Annotated in this window: 12 protein-coding genes and 1 pseudogene; 10 read left to right on the top strand and 3 right to left on the bottom strand. The window is 66.7% G+C overall.

Annotation, left to right across the window (positions count from 1 at the left end):
• Positions 1-2: 2 nt before the first annotated feature.
• Positions 3-1190 (top strand): neutral zinc metallopeptidase, encoded by a 1188-nt coding sequence (locus tag ACQPYR_RS01880; protein ID WP_433626857.1) that lies wholly within the window; start codon positions 3-5, stop codon positions 1188-1190.
• A gap of 24 nt (positions 1191-1214) precedes the next feature.
• On the opposite strand, the gene ACQPYR_RS01885 is transcribed toward ACQPYR_RS01880, so the two are convergent.
• Complete coding sequence (locus ACQPYR_RS01885; RefSeq protein ID WP_433626860.1) at positions 1215-2510, bottom strand: ammonium transporter; 1296 nt, start codon at positions 2508-2510, stop codon at positions 1215-1217.
• An 82-nt stretch (positions 2511-2592) separates the two neighbouring features.
• Entirely contained in the window at positions 2593-3564 is a 972-nt protein-coding gene (locus tag ACQPYR_RS01890; protein ID WP_433626862.1) for a hypothetical protein, read from the bottom strand.
• 319 nt (positions 3565-3883) lie between these two features.
• Between ACQPYR_RS01890 and ACQPYR_RS01895 the strand changes: the two are divergent.
• The 6 genes and pseudogenes from ACQPYR_RS01895 to ACQPYR_RS01920 form a co-directional block, all read left to right on the top strand.
• Positions 3884-5434: pseudogene (locus ACQPYR_RS01895) on the top strand (DNA polymerase III subunit gamma and tau); the annotation flags it as partial.
• Between the two features lie 1868 nt (positions 5435-7302).
• Positions 7303-8517 carry an acetyl-CoA C-acetyltransferase gene (locus ACQPYR_RS01900; RefSeq protein WP_433626865.1) on the top strand — a complete coding sequence of 405 codons (1215 nt, stop codon included), beginning with the start codon at positions 7303-7305 and terminating at the stop codon, positions 8515-8517.
• Positions 8518-8556: 39 nt separating this feature from the next.
• Entirely contained in the window at positions 8557-10707 is a 2151-nt protein-coding gene (locus ACQPYR_RS01905) for a 3-hydroxyacyl-CoA dehydrogenase NAD-binding domain-containing protein (protein ID WP_433626867.1), read from the top strand.
• 225 nt (positions 10708-10932) lie between these two features.
• Complete coding sequence (locus ACQPYR_RS01910; RefSeq protein WP_433626868.1) at positions 10933-11286, top strand: hypothetical protein; 354 nt, start codon at positions 10933-10935, stop codon at positions 11284-11286.
• A gap of 3 nt (positions 11287-11289) precedes the next feature.
• Positions 11290-11643 (top strand): hypothetical protein, encoded by a 354-nt coding sequence (locus ACQPYR_RS01915; protein ID WP_433626871.1) that lies wholly within the window; start codon positions 11290-11292, stop codon positions 11641-11643.
• Positions 11598-11954, top strand: coding sequence for an esterase-like activity of phytase family protein (locus ACQPYR_RS01920; protein ID WP_433626873.1), 357 nt, complete (start codon positions 11598-11600; stop codon positions 11952-11954). The genes ACQPYR_RS01915 and ACQPYR_RS01920 overlap by 46 nt, the downstream gene beginning before the upstream one ends.
• 49 nt (positions 11955-12003) lie before the next feature.
• Here ACQPYR_RS01920 and ACQPYR_RS01925 read toward each other — a convergent pair whose 3' ends face one another.
• Positions 12004-12456 carry a MarR family winged helix-turn-helix transcriptional regulator gene (locus ACQPYR_RS01925; RefSeq protein WP_433626876.1) on the bottom strand — a complete coding sequence of 151 codons (453 nt, stop codon included), beginning with the start codon at positions 12454-12456 and terminating at the stop codon, positions 12004-12006.
• Positions 12457-12547: 91 nt separating this feature from the next.
• Here ACQPYR_RS01925 and ACQPYR_RS01930 point away from each other — a divergent pair, with 91 nt between their 5' ends.
• The 3 genes from ACQPYR_RS01930 (at position 12548) to ACQPYR_RS01940 (ending at position 17041) form a co-directional block, all read left to right on the top strand.
• Positions 12548-13042, top strand: a complete 495-nt coding sequence (locus tag ACQPYR_RS01930; RefSeq protein WP_433626878.1) for an SgcJ/EcaC family oxidoreductase — start codon at positions 12548-12550, stop codon at positions 13040-13042.
• A gap of 27 nt (positions 13043-13069) precedes the next feature.
• Positions 13070-13288: a hypothetical protein gene (locus ACQPYR_RS01935; protein WP_433626880.1), complete on the top strand. Its 219-nt coding sequence runs from the start codon at positions 13070-13072 to the stop codon at positions 13286-13288.
• 168 nt (positions 13289-13456) lie between these two features.
• A complete protein-coding gene (locus tag ACQPYR_RS01940) occupies positions 13457-17041 on the top strand; it encodes a protein kinase domain-containing protein (protein WP_433626882.1) in 3585 nt (1194 codons plus the stop codon).
• The last annotated feature ends 5 nt before the right edge of the window (positions 17042-17046 follow it).

Raw genomic sequence — 17046 nt, forward strand, 5'->3', positions numbered from 1 at the left:
AGATGACGCAGCCGCCCTACGGCTATGGTTCGCCGCCCGGCTACCAGCCGTTGCCCGGATATCAACCCGCACCCGGATATCGGCAACCGCCGGGATATGGCACGCCACAGGGTTATCCGCCCGGTCCTGCTCCGCCCTACGCGACGCCGTACGGTCCGCCGATGCCGTATCAGCGGCCGGGATATCCGCCGCGCCCGTACCCGCCGCGACGCCGGAGTTCGGGTGCTGGGCTCAGTGCACTGCTCGGTGTGCTGACGGTCATCGTCGTGGTCGTCGGACTGCTTGTCTCATCGGCGATTTCGGCCGATAACGAGAACAAGCGGCACCGCCCGTCGGCCTACACGCCGCCGACGCCGAGCTACACCTACACTCCGCCGACTTCATCGACCTCCTCGCCGAGCCCGACATCGAGCGCAGCGGCGACCACCAGTCGCGCCGCCGCGCCGACGACGACGAAACCCGCTGGGCCGCAACCGGTTGCCAAAACCGGTGACAACCCGCTGTTCAGTGACAGCGACGCGGGTGTGGTCAATGCCGAGTGCAGTTATCCGGCCTGGTCCGCGACTGTCGAGGCCGCCACCCGATTCTTTCAGGCTGCCGCAGCCTGTCTCGACAAGAAATGGCGTCCCGCTCTACAAGGCGCCAACCTGCCGTACTCCAGCCCGGCTGTGAGCGTGCCTGCCCGCGGGGCGGACGCGGCGTCACCATGCGGCTCCGGCAGTGCCAATTGGGCAGCATTTTATTGTTCGGCGAACCACACGATCTACATGCCTCTGGACAAGATCCAGATCGAGCGGTACGGCAACGACACGGTCGTCTACTTGACGGTTTTCGCGCACGAATACGGCCATCACGTGCAGGCGATCTCCGGCATCACCCAGGCAATGAGCAGTCAGCGATCGGACGCGGGAGCGCGCAGCGCGCTCGGGCTGGAACTGTCGCGTCGCATGGAGTTGGAGGCGCAGTGCTTTGCCGGAATGTATGTCGGCACCTCGGTCGTCGATGGTGCCTTCGACAAAGCGGAGCAGAACAGAACGACAGCGGATCAGTACGGGCGTGGAGATAAATCCGGCGATGCCCGCGATCACGGCACCACCCAGCACTACGGGGCGTGGTTCGAGCAAGGCCAGAACTACGACCGGACATTTCAGTGCAACACATGGAATATGTCGTCGGACGAGGTGTCCTAGCTAGCGCTTTCGTCCCCCGGTGGATCAGTGATCGCCACCAGGTGTCTGCCCGAAGTGCCCCTCGCCCAAGCGTCGCGGCGCATGTCCGTGCACGCCTTCGGCATATGCGGTCTCCGCGTGCAGTGCGAAGTCGATGCCTGCGGATTCGTCTTCCTTGCTGACCCGGAATCCGAGGAACCGGTCGATGGTCTTGCCGAGCACGAAGGAGACGGCGAACGCATACGCCGAGACCACCAGCACGCCGACCAGTTGCTTGCCGAACTGCGCGAGTCCGCCGCCGTAGAACAGGCCCTCGACACCACCGGTCATCACCTGATCGGCCAACAGTCCGATCAGCAGCGTGCCGACGATGCCGCCGACGAGGTGCACGCCGACCACATCCAGGGAATCGTCGTAGCCCGCCTTGAATTTCCAGCCGACCGCGAACGAACACACCACACCCGCGGCCAGACCGACGATGAGCGATCCGAGCGTATTCACCGAACCGCACGAAGGTGTGATCGCGACCAGACCGGCAACCACACCCGAGGCCGCACCGAAGGTGGTCGGCCGACCGTCGCGGATCTGCTCGACCGCGAGCCAGCCGAGCATGCCCAGACAGCCCGCGACCAGAGTGTTCAGGAATACCGCTGCCGCAATACCATTCGCCGATAGTGCCGATCCGGCATTGAAACCGAACCAGCCGAACCAGAGCAGACCCGCCCCCAGCAGTACGAACGGCAGGTTGTGCGGACGCATCGCATCGGTCTTGAAGCCGATGCGCGGGCCGAGCACAAGGGCCAGCGCCAGCGCCGAGGCGCCGGAGGCAATCTCGACGACCATGCCGCCCGAGTAGTCGAGCGCGCCGAAGGAGGCCAGCCAGCCGTCCGGTCCCCACACCCAGTGCGCGATCGGCACATAGACCACCAGCGCCCACAGCGGAACGAACACCATCCAGCCCGCGAACCTCGCGCGGTCCGCGATCGCGCCGCTGACCAGTGCCGCGGTCAGGATGGCGAAGGTCAGCTGGAAGGTGGCGAACAGCAGTTCCGGGACGGTGCCGTGAACGGAATTCGGATCGATGCCCGCCATCCCGAAGTGGCCGAGATTACCGATCAGACCGCCGCCCGCGTCCTCGCCGAAGGCCAGGCTGTAACCGGCCAGCAGCCACACCACGGTCACCAGCGGGATCGCGATGAAGTTCATCATCAGCATGTTGAGTACGCCGGTCGAGCGCACCATCCCGCCGTAGAAAATCGCCAGCGCGGGCGTCATCAGCAGCACCATGGCCGTGCTGACGAGCAGCCAGGCAGTGGCCGCGGGATCGATGGTTGAGGACACGGGGTAACTCCTTCCACGCTTGCATGCGTTGCGAAGAAGTTACCGAATGCTCACATCGTTGCTGGGTGTCGGCCCAGACAGTTCAGCGCCGCGCCTTCTTGGCCAAGGCGCGCAGACCGCGTCGCCCGGGCACCGGAAGGTCCTCGCTCTCGGCCATCCATTCGGCGGTGGTGAGCCACCGGCGCTGGATGCGCGCGTCGGCGGTGTCGTGGAAGAGCCGACGGCCGCGATCGTCGCGTAGGTCGTGGGCGAGAGTCGACCAGCGCGGCGCGCGGTCATTTTCGACCAGATAGTCGCGCAGGTAGGTCGCGACGATCGTGCCGATCGTATTGACCGGCCGCAGCGAGACCCGATTGCCGTACTTGGCGGAGTAGAAACGTCTCGCAGCGCAAAGCGATCCGGCATTGGCATTGGAGGCGATCCAGCCTGCGCGCTGTGCGCGCTCGATCAACCACAGGTGTTTCACCGCGGACGGGGCGATATCGCCGATCCGGTCCCGGATCAGTGTCATCACCGGTTCGGACTGCAGTACGTCACGTCGGGTGGGGCCTGCGCCGTGCGCGAGCCAATGGTCCTCGGCCAGCCGGGCGAGTATCCGGCCGAAGTCATCGATGCTGCGCTGGGCCCGGCGGCCGAGGCGTTCGATGCGTTCGGCCTCCCGGCGCATCTCGTTCTGCGCTGTGAGAGTGCGAATCGCCGCCATGGTCGGCACCTGGCCGCGTTCCAGTAGTTCGAGGATGGCAGCCGCGGTCGACGGATCGGCGGCTGCGGCCACCGGTAGCGAATCGCGCTTGATCGCGAAGTCCTGGGGGCTGATCGCCCGGCTGAGCAGGTCGACGGCGGCATGGTCGTCGGCGAAATCGGTGCTCGAAAGCCAGGCGGCGGCGATGTCGTCACACGACGGCACGGTGGAAATTTCCTCCGGTGGAAGTGGTGTGAGTTCGGCGAAAAGCGCCGGAATTGCGGATTTCAGGTTGTGCCCCGGTCGGGATGAGGGACCGGCCGGGGCCACCAACCTGATGAAGGTTTGGCTACCGAAGTTGCCGAGAACCACGGTAGCCAGGCGATTGCGTCCATGTCATGCACGTTGATTGATTCGTTATCTCCGCAAATAGCTCCAGAACCGGGGCGCGAGTTCAACTAATCGCCGCGAAGTGCACTGGACGGGCGCCAAAATTCGGTGTTCGTCCGTTCTCGATCTTCGATTGCTCCGACTTTGCCGCCTTCGGCGCTGATCAGTGGGGGCTAACGAAGATTCGAGCATCCTGTGATCTACATCACATCATTGTCGCGAAACGCCCGGCGTCGCGCCGCGCCCGGCCTGTCGGTCGAGGGGAATGCGCTTTGTCGGTGGGCGCCGGTAACCTCTGGCCGTGGCTCTGTACCGGAAGTACCGACCGGCAACGTTCGCTGAAGTGGTGGGTCAGGAGCACGTCACCGACCCGCTGAGTACCGCACTCGACACCGGTCGCATCAGTCATGCCTATCTGTTCTCCGGTCCCCGGGGTTGTGGCAAGACCTCCTCGGCGCGCATCCTCGCGCGCTCGTTGAACTGTGTGCAGGGCCCGACCTCGACACCGTGCGGCGTCTGCCCGTCCTGTGTGGCGCTGGGACCGGGCGGTCCGGGGAATCTGGATGTGATCGAACTGGACGCCGCGAGTCACGGCGGTGTCGACGACACTCGCGAACTGCGCGATCGAGCCTTCTACGCGCCCGCGGAGTCGCGGTATCGGGTGTTCATCGTCGACGAGGCGCATATGGTCACCACGGCCGGGTTCAATGCGCTGCTCAAGATCGTCGAGGAGCCGCCGGCTCATCTGATCTTCATCTTCGCCACCACCGAGCCGGACAAGGTGCTGCCCACCATCCGGTCCCGCACGCACCACTATCCGTTCCGGCTGCTGCCGCCCGCCACCATGCGCGGACTGCTCGGCAAGATCTGCGAGCAGGAGCAGGTGCCGGTCGAGGAAGCGGTGTATCCGTTGGTGATTCGCGCGGGCGGTGGTTCGCCGCGCGACAGCCTGAGCGTCCTCGATCAGCTGCTTGCGGGCGCCGGTCCCGAGGGCGTCACCTATTCGCGGGCGGTTTCGCTGCTCGGTGTCACCGATGTCGCGCTGATCGACGATGCGATCGACGCGCTCGCCGCCGGCGACGGCGCTGCCCTCTTCGGCACCATCGACCGTGTCATGGAGGCGGGGCACGATCCGCGCCGCTTCGCCGTCGACCTGCTGGAACGTCTGCGCGACCTGATCCTGCTGCAAGCTGTCCCCGATGCCGCCGACCGCGGCCTGGTCTCCGGCCCCGGCGATGTCCTGGACCGCATGCGCGAACAGGCCGAACGCACCGGCCCGGCCACCCTTGCCCGGCACGCCGAACTCCTGCACGACGGGCTCGGCGAAATGCGCGGCGCCACCGCCCCGCGCCTCCTGCTAGAGATCGTCTGCGCCCGCATGCTCCTTCCATCGGTCTCCGACGCCGAATCCGCAACCCTGCAACGCCTGGAGCGGCTCGAACGCGGCATAGCCACCGGAGCAGTGGCGCCCACCGCCGCGGCCCCATCCGCTCCGCCGCAGCCCGAAGCCCCGGCCCAATCGGCACCGCCGCGTTCGTCCAACGAACCTGCGCGCCGCCGAGGCGCGGAACTCCTCGCCGCCGCCCGCCGCGAAAAGGACGCTACCCGCGCAGGCGCGAGCCCAGCGGGCGTTCCGGCGCAGGCGGGCGTTCCGGCGCAGGCGGGCGTTCCGGCGCAGGCGGGCGTTCCGGCGCAGGCGGGCGTTCCGGCGCAGGCGGGCGTTCCGGCGCAGGCGGGCGTTCCGGCGCAGGCGGGCGTTCCGGCGCAGGCGGGTGGCCCGGCGCAGGCGGGTGGCCCGGCGCAGGCTGGTGCTCCGGCGCAGGCGGGCGTTCCGGCGCAGAGCCTGCCTGCGGAGCGGGCAGCGGCTGTTGAACAGCACTCGGCCGCCGGACATGGTGCCGGTCCAGCGGGTTTGGCCGGTGGGCCGGATCCTGCGGTCGGATCGAGCGCTGCGGCAACACAGACCCCATTGATGCCAGCGGCTTCGGCCGCCCACCAGCATTCCGTAGAGCAGGGCGCAGCCGCAGGGCACGCCGAAGCGGGAGCCGGATTCGCTTTCGTACCAGACGATTCGACGGCCGAGCGCGGCGAGACGCAGGCGGGTGCCGATCGCACGGCTCTCGATCGGGGTTCGAGCACTGAACAGGTTGGTACGGCAGAGTCGGCCGGAGTAGATGCCTCGGCCGGGACGAGCGGCGCACCCGTCGATGCGGCGTCTGCGGGACAAGCACGCGATGCCACACGTAGCGAGGCTTTCGCCTCTTCACGCGTCGAATCCGCGGATCGAGCCGCCGCACCCGGTCGAGGTGTGGCCGACCCGGCGGGCGAGGCGGGTTCGCAGGCTGCCGCCGGATTGCTGGAATCCGGGGGGACGCAGGAGGTCTTCGAGACAACTGCGCCGCGAGAGCGCGACTCCGCCGGGGCCGCGGCGGCTGGCGAGGGTCGAGCGCCGTCCAATTCAGAAGTTGCGCAGTCGATTTCGGCTCGGCCGCCCGACCAGGCTGCCGCCGATCGGGCGGCGTCCACGGCCGGTGCGGCGCAAGCGAGCGAACAGACCGGTGGCGCAGGTGCCGCAGGGCACCACGACGCTGCGGTGCAACCATCGGAGCGAGGTGTCGCGGATCGGGCCGCAGGCGGCGCGGCGCCGGAGGAGGGCGCACAAGGTGTTTCTGAGCAGCAGGGGAGCGTGCGAGGCCCCGCGCAGGACAGCGGTGCGCACGGTCTCGCGGAGCAGGCCGGTGGGCAGGGGGATGGGGATTTGTTGCGGGCGGTGGAGGGGGCCTGGGCGGAGATTCGGGCGAAAGTTCGGGAGTTCGGGCCTACCGTGCAGGCGTTGCTGTCGGGGGCCTCGGTGGCGCGGATCGAAGGGGAGGTGATCGTATTCGCGCATCAGCATGCGCCGTTGGCGCAGCGGTTGTCGGATCCGCGGAATGTGGAGGCGGTGCGGTCGGCGGTGCGGGCCGTGCTCGGCAGCGATCATCCGGTGCGCTGGGAAGCGGGTGGGGCCGCGCCTCGGCCCGCGGCTGCCGCGCCGAAGGCGAGTCGGGGGCGTGGTCAGGCAGGGCAGCAGGCCGTTGGTGCGCCAGGACGCGAATCCGGCACTGCGGCCGGACGCGCTTCGGATGCGCCTACGCCGCCGCGGTTCTCGCGGCCGAGTCAGGCCAGGGCCGCGGCCTCCGATCCGGCGGCAGGCCCTGGTCGGCGGCCCGCACCGAGTAGTGACGCGCGGTCGTTCCGCGGCGACGACGATATTCCGCCGCCCGACTTCCCGGATCTACCGGATGACCCGGGTCCGATGGATTACGCGCCGATCGATGGCGTCCCGCCGCCCTCCACGCCGGAGGAGGAACAGGAGATGCTGGCCGAATCGCAGACTCCGGTGGCGCCAGGGGATCGACGCGACCCGGATGAGGTGGCCTTGGAGTTGCTCAAAAGTGAGCTGGGTGCCACACGGCTGGATGGTTGACAACCCTCGTTCACAAGACGTTAAGTTAACCGGAGTTCGCACACCACGGTAGTATGAACGGGTGGCCGCGAGCCGCGGTGTGGCGAAGTTCTATGGTATGCGGAGGCATGCGGGTATCTGGAACTCGTCATCGCCGCTGCTTGTCGACTTTTGTACAGCGTCAGGACGGTCGGTCTCCGGACCGATCGGCGAGGTCACTCGCATGGACGGACGAATGTTCGGCCGCCGCACCCTTAAGGAAGGAACACTCCGATATGACCACAGAGGCCTACATTTACGAGGCCATCCGCACCCCGCGCGGACGCGGCAAGAAGAACGGTTCGCTGCACTCGGTCAAGCCGATCGACCTGACTGTTGGTCTGATCCAGGAGCTGCGCGGCCGTTTCCCGAACCTCGATGAGGACCGGATCTCCGACCTGATCCTGGGCGTCGTTGCGCCGGTTGGTGACCAGGGCGCCGATATCGCCCGCACCGCCGTGACCGTGGCCGGCCTGCCCGACACCGTCGGCGGCTTCCAGCTCAACCGCTTCTGCGCCTCCGGCCTCGAGGCCGTCAACCTGGCCGCGCAGAAGGTCCGCTCGGGCTTCGACGACCTGGTCCTCGCCGGTGGCGTCGAGTCCATGTCCCGCGTGCCGATGGGCTCCGACGGTGGCGCCTGGGCGCTGGACCCGGCCACCAACTACGACACCTACTTCGTGCCGCAGGGTGTCTCCGCCGACCTGATCGCCACCATCGAGGGCTTCTCCCGCGATGACGTGGACGCCTACGCCGTGCGCTCGCAGGAGCTCGCCGCCAAGGCCACCACCGGCGGTTACTTCGCCAAGTCGATCGTTCCGGTCAAGGACCAGAACGGCCTCGTCGTCCTCGACAACGACGAGCACATGCGTCCGGGCACCACCGCCGAGGACCTGGCCAAGCTGAACCCGTCCTTCGCCGTGGTCGGCGAGATGGGCGGCTTCGACGCCGTGGCGCTGCAGAAGTACCACTTCGTCGAGAAGATCAACCACGTCCACCACGGTGGCAACAGCTCGGGCATCGTCGACGGCGCCGCGCTGGTGCTGATCGGTTCGGAAGAGGCGGGCAAGGCCTCCGGCCTGACCCCGCGTGCACGCGTCGTCGCGACCGCCACCAGCGGCGCGGACTCCACCATCATGCTGACCGGTCCGACCCCGGCCGCCAAGAAGGCGCTGGCCAAGGCGGGCCTGACCCTCGACGACATCGACCTGGTCGAGATCAACGAGGCCTTCGCCTCCGTGGTGCTGAAGTTCCAGAAGGATCTGCAGATCCCGGACGAGAAGCTGAACGTCAACGGTGGTGCCATCGCGATGGGCCACCCGCTCGGTGCCACCGGCGCCATGATCACCGGCACCATGGTCGATGAGCTGGAGCGCCGCAACGGCCGCTACGCGCTGGTCACCCTGTGCATCGGTGGCGGCATGGGCGTCGCCACGATCATCGAGCGCGTCTAACCCCAACCGACAGCTGAGAATTCAAGGAGACACAGAGCTGTGAGCGAGACCAACATGATCGGTTGGGAGCAGGATTCGGATGGCATCGTCGTTTTGACGATGGACGACCCGAACCAGGGCGCCAACACGATGAACGAGCTGTACAAGACGTCGATGACCGCGACCGTCGACCGGCTCGAGGCCGAGAAGGACAGCATCACCGGCGTCGTGATCACCTCGGCGAAGAAGACCTTCTTCGCCGGCGGCGACCTGAAGAACATGATGAAGGTCGGCCCGGAAGACGGCCAGGCCCTCATGGAGGAACTCGGCACCATCAAGTCGGCGCTGCGTCGGCTGGAGACCCTGGGCAAGCCGGTCGTCTCGGCGATCAACGGCGCCGCACTCGGTGGTGGCCTGGAGATCACCCTGGCGACCCACTACCGGATCGCCGCGGATGTGCCGGGCGTGCAGCTCGGCCTGCCCGAGGCGACCCTGGGCCTGCTGCCCGCTGGCGGCGGTGTCATCCGCACCGTGCGCATGTTCGGCCTGCAGGGCGCGCTGATGCAGTTCCTGCTGCAGGGCAACAAGTACCGCCCTGGCAAGGCCAAGGAGATCGGCCTGATCAACGAGGTCGTCGGCTCGGTCGAGGAACTGGTGCCCGCCGCCAAGGCGTGGATCAAGGCCAACCCCGAGGGTGGCGTGCAGCCCTGGGACAAGAAGGGCTTCAAGATCCCGGGCGGCACCCCGTCCAGCCCGGCCTTCGCCGCCAACCTCCCCGCCTTCCCGGCCAACCTGCGCAAGCAGCTCAAGGGCACCAACATGCCCGCACCGCGCGCCATCATGTCGGCCGCGGTCGAGGGTTCGCAGGTCGATATCGACAACGCGTCGCTGATCGAGTCGCGCTACTTCGTCTCGCTGCTGACCGGCCCGGTCGCGAAGAACATGATCCAGGCGTTCTTCTTCGACCTGCAGTCGATCAACAACGGCGGTTCGCGGCCCAAGGATGTCCCGAAGAAGGAGATCCGCAAGATCGGCGTGCTCGGCGCGGGCATGATGGGCGCGGGTATCGCCTACGTCTCGGCCAAGGCGGGCTACGAGGTCGTGCTGAAGGACGTCACCATCGAGGCGGCCGAGCGCGGCAAGAACTACTCCGAGAAGATCGAGGCCAAGGCCCTCTCCCGGGGCAAGACCACCGAGGAGAAGTCCAAGGCGCTGCTGGACCGGATCAAGCCGTCCGCGGATGCGGCCGACTTCGCCGGTGTCGACTTCGTCATCGAAGCGGTCTTCGAGAACACCGAGCTCAAGCACAAGGTGTTCCAGGAGATCGAGGACATCGTCACCCCGGACGCGCTGCTCGGCTCGAACACCTCCACCCTGCCGATCACCGGTCTCGCGACCGGCGTGAAGCGCCAGGAGGACTTCATCGGCATCCACTTCTTCTCGCCGGTCGACAAGATGCCGCTGGTGGAGATCATCAAGGGTGAGAAGACCTCGGACGAGGCGCTGGCCCGGGTGTTCGACTACACCCTGGCGATCAAGAAGACCCCGATCGTCGTCAACGACAGCCGTGGCTTCTTCACCTCGCGCGTGATCGGCACCTTCGTCAACGAGGCGATCGCGATGCTGACCGAGGGCATCGAGCCCGCGACCATCGAGCAGGCCGGTCTGCAGGCGGGCTACCCGGCCGCGCCGCTGCAGCTGTCGGACGAGCTGAACCTGACGCTGATGCAGAAGATCGCCAAGGAGAGCCTGGAGGCCGCCGAGAAGGGTGACAACACCCTGGGTGTGAAGCGGCACCCGGCGCAGGATGTCATCGACTACCTGGTCGAGCAGGGTCGCCCGGGTCGCCTGGGCAAGGCCGGTTTCTACGAGTACGACGAGGACGGCAAGCGTCTCGGCCTGTGGCCGGGTCTGCGCGAGCACTTCAAGACCACCGCCGGTTTCGGTGTGCCGCTGCAGGATCTGATCGACCGCATGCTGTTCATCGAGGCGATCGAGACCCAGAAGTGCTTCGACGAGGGTGTGCTCATCACCACCGCCGACGCCAACATCGGCTCGATCTTCGGCATCGGCTTCCCGGCCTGGACCGGTGGTGTGCACCAGTACATCGTCGGTTACCCGGGCGGTCAGGCGGCCTTCGTCGAGCGCGCCGACTACCTCGCCAAGACCTACGGCGAGCGCTTCGAGGTCCCGGCCTCGCTGCGCAAGTAGATCACGTCGTAATCGGCAGAGCCCGCCACCGCATATCGCGGTGGCGGGCTTTCGCCTCTATTCGGCCGGGAGGGTTTCCCACTTGGCAAGAGTTCTGAAAAAGTTCAGAATGGAGCCATGGTTACCGAAGTTCAGTGGAGCGAGCTACAACGTGATCCCAAAGAGGTCGCTCGGCTGGCCGACCAGGGCGACGTTCGAGTTCGGCGTCGCGACGGTGTACCGCTGTTGCTGATCCGCGAGGATCGTGCACAGACCTTGTCGGAAGGATCTGTCGCCGCCGCGCGAGCGCTGCGAAATGTGCTCATGCACCTGCCCGCCGCTATCGCAGCCGAAGCGCTGCTCGACGAGTTTCCTTGGGTCGACGTGCTGCCCGTCGAAGCCAAGGCGCGGTTCGTCAAAGACTTTGCCAGGGCATTTCAGGCGTCGGCAGAACTCGGCGAGTGGTCGGTGCTGGCCCAGACCGTTCAGGAGTGGCGAAGCACGGCCACGATCTATGCCGATCCAGCACTCGCTGAACAGCTTTCCGAGCCACTGGGCGACGACTTCGGCCCGGTACCTGAACCTGTCGGGGAGGAATGAAGCATGCCCGCCAAGCGCGGTGACCGTGTCGCGCCACCAGCGCGACCCGGTATGTGGGAGGCACGCTTCGCGACGTCGGAGGCCGCGAAGGGCTGGGAGGAGCTATACCGCATGGCGCGCTCCAACACGTGGGAAGCATGGATCGTGCTGACCGAGCGGCCGACGACACCAGAGAACCCGGCGCGTCAGCACCGTTTGCGAGATGCCTTCGCAACGCGGCTGATCAGCGGAAAAGTCTTGGAGCAGTGGCAGTATGAGGTCACCGCTGGTGGCCGAATCTGGTACTGCCCTGATCCTGGCAAGCGGATCGTGTGGGTGGTCCTTGCAAGTTCCGGTCATCCCGAGCAGACCGACTGATCGCTCGACCCACGAAATTCCTTGTCCTGGAATGCTCTTTCGTGCTTGGCGTGGGCAATAGGATCCGGATCTACGAGGCCGATACCAATGGCGCGAGCAATATCCTCGATGCTCCGCTCGGCACCGCCCGGCCGGTCGCCAAGCGCTTGCTGGTCGACCTCGCCGACCTCGGGCTCGACCCGATCGACAATATCGAGGGCATGACCTGGGGTCCGCGGCTACCGTCGGGCGAACGCACCCTGATCCTGGTCAGCGACAACAACTTTTCGGATAAGCAGGTTACTCAGATCGTGGCACTGGCGGTCCAGTAGTAGCGCGTGTGCGGTCGGCTCCCGCATTTCGTCGCGGACGGCTTGTAGTTCAGCTGGGCCGCAGATCCTCTGCCGCCTGGTAGTACGCGTCCGCGGCACGGGTGAAGTAGTCGAAGAGCACCTCGCGCTGTTCGGCGGAATAGCCGCCGAGGATTTCGCCGATGGCGCGGCGCGCGGGGGCCAGGATTTCGTCGAGATCGGCTGGCTTGTCGATCAATTCGACGATCACCTTGCGGCGGTCGCCGGGCACCGGGGCGCGCCGCACATAGCCTGCGTCTTCCAGGCGATCGATGAGGCGGGTGGTCGGGCCGGTGGTCAGTCCGCTGCGCGCGCCGAGTTCGCCGGGCGTCATGGCGCCGTTGAGTTCCAGGATGTTCAGGGCGTAGAGGTCCGTCGCGCCCAGGTCGACGGCCCGCGCACCGGCCTGTCCGTGCAGCATGACCGCGCTCAGATAGCGGCGGTAGACCTCGCTCGCGTCCGGGCGCATGGCAGGTGTTGACACGGATACCTCCATCTTCTAGTCTCTTCTTCAACGAAGAGACGTCTTAAACGAAGAAAGCTCTTCCAAGAAGAAATCTAGCACGGAGGGCAAAATGAATGCAGCATCGCGTAGCGATTCGATGAGCGGCGGCGGTCGGGCGACGCGTGGGCGCAGCAATGACACCCAGGCGATCGAAGCCGTACTCGCGCAATTGGTCGACGCATGGGGCCGCGGCGATGCCGACGCCTACGGCACCGTCTTCACCGAAGACGCCACCTACACAAGCTTTCTCGGCACCCTCTACCGCGGCCGCGCCGATATCGTCGCCTCGCATCGCGCCCTGTTCGGCAGCGTCCTGAAGGGCACCCGGTTGGCCGACGACATCGTCGACATCCGCTTCTACGGCCCGGATACCGCCGTGGTCAACAGCCACGGCGACACCTACAAGGGCAAGCCCAAGCAGCTCACCAAGACCCAGACCTACACCATGGTCCGCCGCGACGGCCGCTGGCTGATCGCCGCCTTCCAGAACACCAAGCGCAACAAGCTCATGGAGCGCATCACCTACCTGTCCACCCCCGCGGCCCGCCCCGCCGCCGAGCGCTGAACTCCCACTGCCCCAAAAGGATCCAACATGAACGCCCCCGCACCCCGCCATCGCCGCCGCATCGTCTCCCGCGTCCTGGCCGCCTCCGCCATGACCCTCGGTGTCGCCGCGGGCGGCGGCTACCTCTGGCTGGACCAGACCTCGGACGTGCACAACCTCGGCACGACCGCCTGCACCACCGTCACCACGATGGAGCGGATCTCGTTTCTCTACGATCCGGCGACCAGGCCCGCCGCCGAGCGCTGAGGCGGTCGCAACCACGCTGTTTCGAAAGCCACCCACTCGGGTTGATACCGCGCTACGTTGGAGTATGCGTGACATATCGGGCATCGTGAGATCGTTTCGCGATGTCCGATGTCCGTGTGTTTCTCGGTCGCCGGTGACGCCGATTCGATGTGAATTCGAGGTGGTCACATGAATCCACAGATGCGTTCGGGCAAGGCAAACGCCGAATCGACTTCGGCCGAATCGGACACACAGCGGCACGCGCCCATCGAAATGGCCGACGAGCTGGAGGCGATGGGCCTGTCGGGTGCGGTCGAGATCGGCCGGGGCGGGTTCGGGGTGGTGTACCGCTGTGTCCAGTACGCATTGGACCGAGTGGTCGCGGTCAAGGTGCTGTCCTCGGAGATCGACGCCGAGAGCCGGGAACGGTTCCTGCGCGAGGAGCAGGCGATGGGCCGGCTGTCCGGCCATCCGAATATCGTCGACATCCTGCAGGTCGATGTCACCCCGACCGGCCAGCCGTTCATCGTGATGCCTTTCTGCACCCGGGGCTCGCTCGAACAGGTCATTCGGGACCAGGGTCCGCTCACCTGGGCGGATTCGCTGCGGGCCGGGGTGAAGCTGGCGGGTGCGATCGAGAGCGCGCATCGGGCCCAGATTCTGCATCGGGACGTCAAACCGGCGAATGTCCTGCTCAGCGCGTACGGCGAACCGCAACTCACGGATTTCGGAATCGCCAGGATTCCAGGCGGTTTCCGCACTTCCAGCAGTTTGATCACGGGCTCACCCGCCTTCACCGCGCCCGAGGTACTCAAGGGCGACGAGCCGACCGTGCTCTCCGATGTATACGGACTCGGCTCGACGCTGTTCGCCCTGTTGACCGGCCATGCCGCCTTCGAACGGCAATCGGGGGAGAAGGTGGTCGCGCAATTCCTGCGGATCACCACCCAGCCGGTGCCGGATCTGCACGGCCACGACATTCCCGACGATGTCGCCGATGCCATCCAGCATGCGATGGACACCGATCCGGGTAACCGGCCCGCGTCGGCGTTCGAGTTCGGCGAGCTGCTGCGCGCGGTGCAGCGCGAGCATGATCAGATGCCCGATGAGATGGCGCTGCTGGATACCTCGGAGGTGGCGCCGGAGGAGACGGAACATCCGAACGCGGCCGAGGTGACGGTAACGCGACCGGCGGTGACCGCGCGTCGCAGTTGGCCGTTGACATTGCGCCCCGCGGTATCCCAGCATCCGGCCAACTCGAGCTCGGTCGCGCCGACACTGCCTCCGACGGCCACGACGAAATTTCGTCCGCCGACCCCGGCCCGGGAGCCGGTGCCGCGCCCGCGCCTGCTGGACACCCTGCGAGCCGGTGGCCGCCGCCGACTCGCGGTGATCCACGCGCCGGCCGGATTCGGCAAGAGCACGGTGGCCGCGCAGTGGCGCAACGAGCTGACCGATGGTGGGGTCCCGGTGGCCTGGCTCGGCATCGACCAGTACGACGATAACGAGATCTGGTTCCTGGCCCACCTCATCCAGGCGATCCGCCGGGTTCGCCCGGATATCGGCGACGGCTTGGAGCAGGTGCTCGAGGAACGGCCCGCCGACGCGGTCGCCTATGTCATCTCCACGCTGATCGATGAGATCCACGCCGGCGGGACCACCGTCGTGGTGATCGTGGACGACTGGCACCGGGTCGGCGATGCGGGTGCGCGGCGCGCGCTGGATGCATTGCTGGACAACGGGTGTCACCACTTGCGCTTCGTGGTGACCAGTCGGGAGCAGTCGGGTCTGCCGACCAGTCGGATGCGGGTGCACGACGAATTGGTCGAGATAGGCTCCTCCGCGTTGCGCCTGAGCACCGAGGAGACCAAGGAAATCCTGGTGCAGCGCAACGGATTCGCGCTCACCGATAACCAGATCGAGGAGATCCACGCGGCCACCGACGGCTGGCCGGCGGCGGTGCAGCTGGTGAGTTTGTCGTTGCGCGGCAATGTCGATCCGGATCGGTTGATCGCGAATCTGGCCGAGGGCAGTCACGGCATCCGTGAGTATCTCGCCGAAAACGTCTTGGACACCCTCGAACCCAAGATGCTCGACTTCCTGACCTCGATCTCGATCACCGAGCGGGTCAGCGGTTCGCTGGCCTCGGCGCTGTCGGAGGAGCCGGAGGCCGAATCGATGCTGGAGCAGGCCGAACAACGCGAGTTGTTCGTCCGGCGCATCGCCCATGATCCCGAGTGGTTCCGGATGCAGCCGCTGTTCGCCGAACATCTACGGGCGCGGTTGGAGCGGGCCGATCCGAGCAAGGTGCGGGCCTTGCACCGCAAGGCATCTCGCTGGTATGCCGAACATAATTTGCTGCGCAAGTCGGTCGATCACGCGCTGGCGGCGACGGATCTGAAAATGGCGTTGGATCTGCTCGAGAGCGGCGGCATGGACCTCATCGATAAGTCCCGCCTCGCGACGCTGCTCGGGACGGTATCGAAGCTGCCGGTGCAGCAGGTGGCTTCGCGATCCAAACTGCTCATGGCCGTGGCCAGGGCGAATGTGAATCTGCAGCAGCCCGCCGCGGCGCGCGCGGCCTTGGGCCGCTTGTCCAATGTGCTGGCGCGCGGGTCGTCCACCGATGACGATGCGGACCGGCAGCGCTGCCAGGCGGCGGTGCTCGCGGCCTCGGATCAGATCGCGCGCGACCACACCGAGGGTGTGCTCGACCGGGTGGCCGAATGCCTGGAGAAACCCGATGAACTACCCGCCTGGACCGTGTCGATCGCCGCGAATCTGACCTCCTTCGTGCGCTTGTGCGAATTCGACTTCGACGGGGCGCGCGAAATCCAGGAATGGGCGGCGCCGTTTCACGCTCGATCCAAGGATCCGCTCGGCGAAGTTTTCGGACTGTGCGGCAAGGGTGCTGCGGCCTATGAACAGCTCGATATCGCCACTGCCACAAGCTGTTTCCAGCAGGCGTGGGAGACCGCGCGGCAGAAGTCGGGGCCGCGCTCCGATGCGGTGCGGGTGGCCGCGGCGCTGCTCGGCGAAATGAGTTACCGTCGGGGCGATCTGGATTCCGCCGACCGGCTGCTCGACGACAGTCATCAGTTGGTCACCCGGGTCGGGCCGGTCGACTTCCTGATCTCCACCTTCGTGGTCGGTGCCAGGGTCAAGGCCGCGCTCGGCGATCTGTACACCGCGACCGCCCGCCTCGACGAGGGCGATCGAATCGCGGCCGATAACAGACTGATCCGGCTCGCCGCGCATATCCGCGCCGAGCGGCTGCGTCTGGGGCTGCTGACCGATACCGCGGCCCGGCGCGTCGCCGATGCCGCGACCGGATACGAATCGGATATCTCCGGAACCATTCACCAGGCCCATCGGATGACGGGCGCGGCGGCGCTGGCAGCCGAGGCGGAGGAGATCGCCGCGATTCGCGCGCTGCTATCCGAACGTCAGCTGCGCGCCGACGATCGCGCGGTGCGTCGGGCCCGTGCGCTGCACGCTCGCATGGTCGAACAGCGCCGTCCCCGTGCGGAGTTGGACACCGTACTGCTGCTCGCCGAATGTCTGGCCGCCTCCGGCTGGGTCGGCGAGGCCACCGGACTGCTGCTGCCCGCGGCGGCCACCTGCGCCGAACACGGTTGGACCATGCCACTTTTGGATGCGGGACCCGGCGTGCTCGGTATCCTGCGCGTGCTGCGCACCGAAGTGCGTGCGACACCGGGACAATCCGGCGAAACGACGCTGCCCGCCCTGTTCCTGGATGAACTCCTGGGCTAGGACGG

Origin of the sequence: Nocardia sp. CA-120079 (assembly GCF_050955745.1) — a bacterium.
GTDB lineage: Bacteria > Actinomycetota > Actinomycetes > Mycobacteriales > Mycobacteriaceae > Nocardia.

Coding starts and splice junctions, on each gene's coding strand:
- ACQPYR_RS01880 (WP_433626857.1), top strand. CDS start 3: ATGACGCAGCCGCCCTACGGCTATGGTTCGCCGCCCGGCTACCAGCCG.
- ACQPYR_RS01900 (WP_433626865.1), top strand. CDS start 7,303: ATGACCACAGAGGCCTACATTTACGAGGCCATCCGCACCCCGCGCGGA.
- ACQPYR_RS01915 (WP_433626871.1), top strand. CDS start 11,290: ATGCCCGCCAAGCGCGGTGACCGTGTCGCGCCACCAGCGCGACCCGGT.
- ACQPYR_RS01930 (WP_433626878.1), top strand. CDS start 12,548: ATGAATGCAGCATCGCGTAGCGATTCGATGAGCGGCGGCGGTCGGGCG.
- ACQPYR_RS01935 (WP_433626880.1), top strand. CDS start 13,070: ATGAACGCCCCCGCACCCCGCCATCGCCGCCGCATCGTCTCCCGCGTC.
- ACQPYR_RS01940 (WP_433626882.1), top strand. CDS start 13,457: ATGAATCCACAGATGCGTTCGGGCAAGGCAAACGCCGAATCGACTTCG.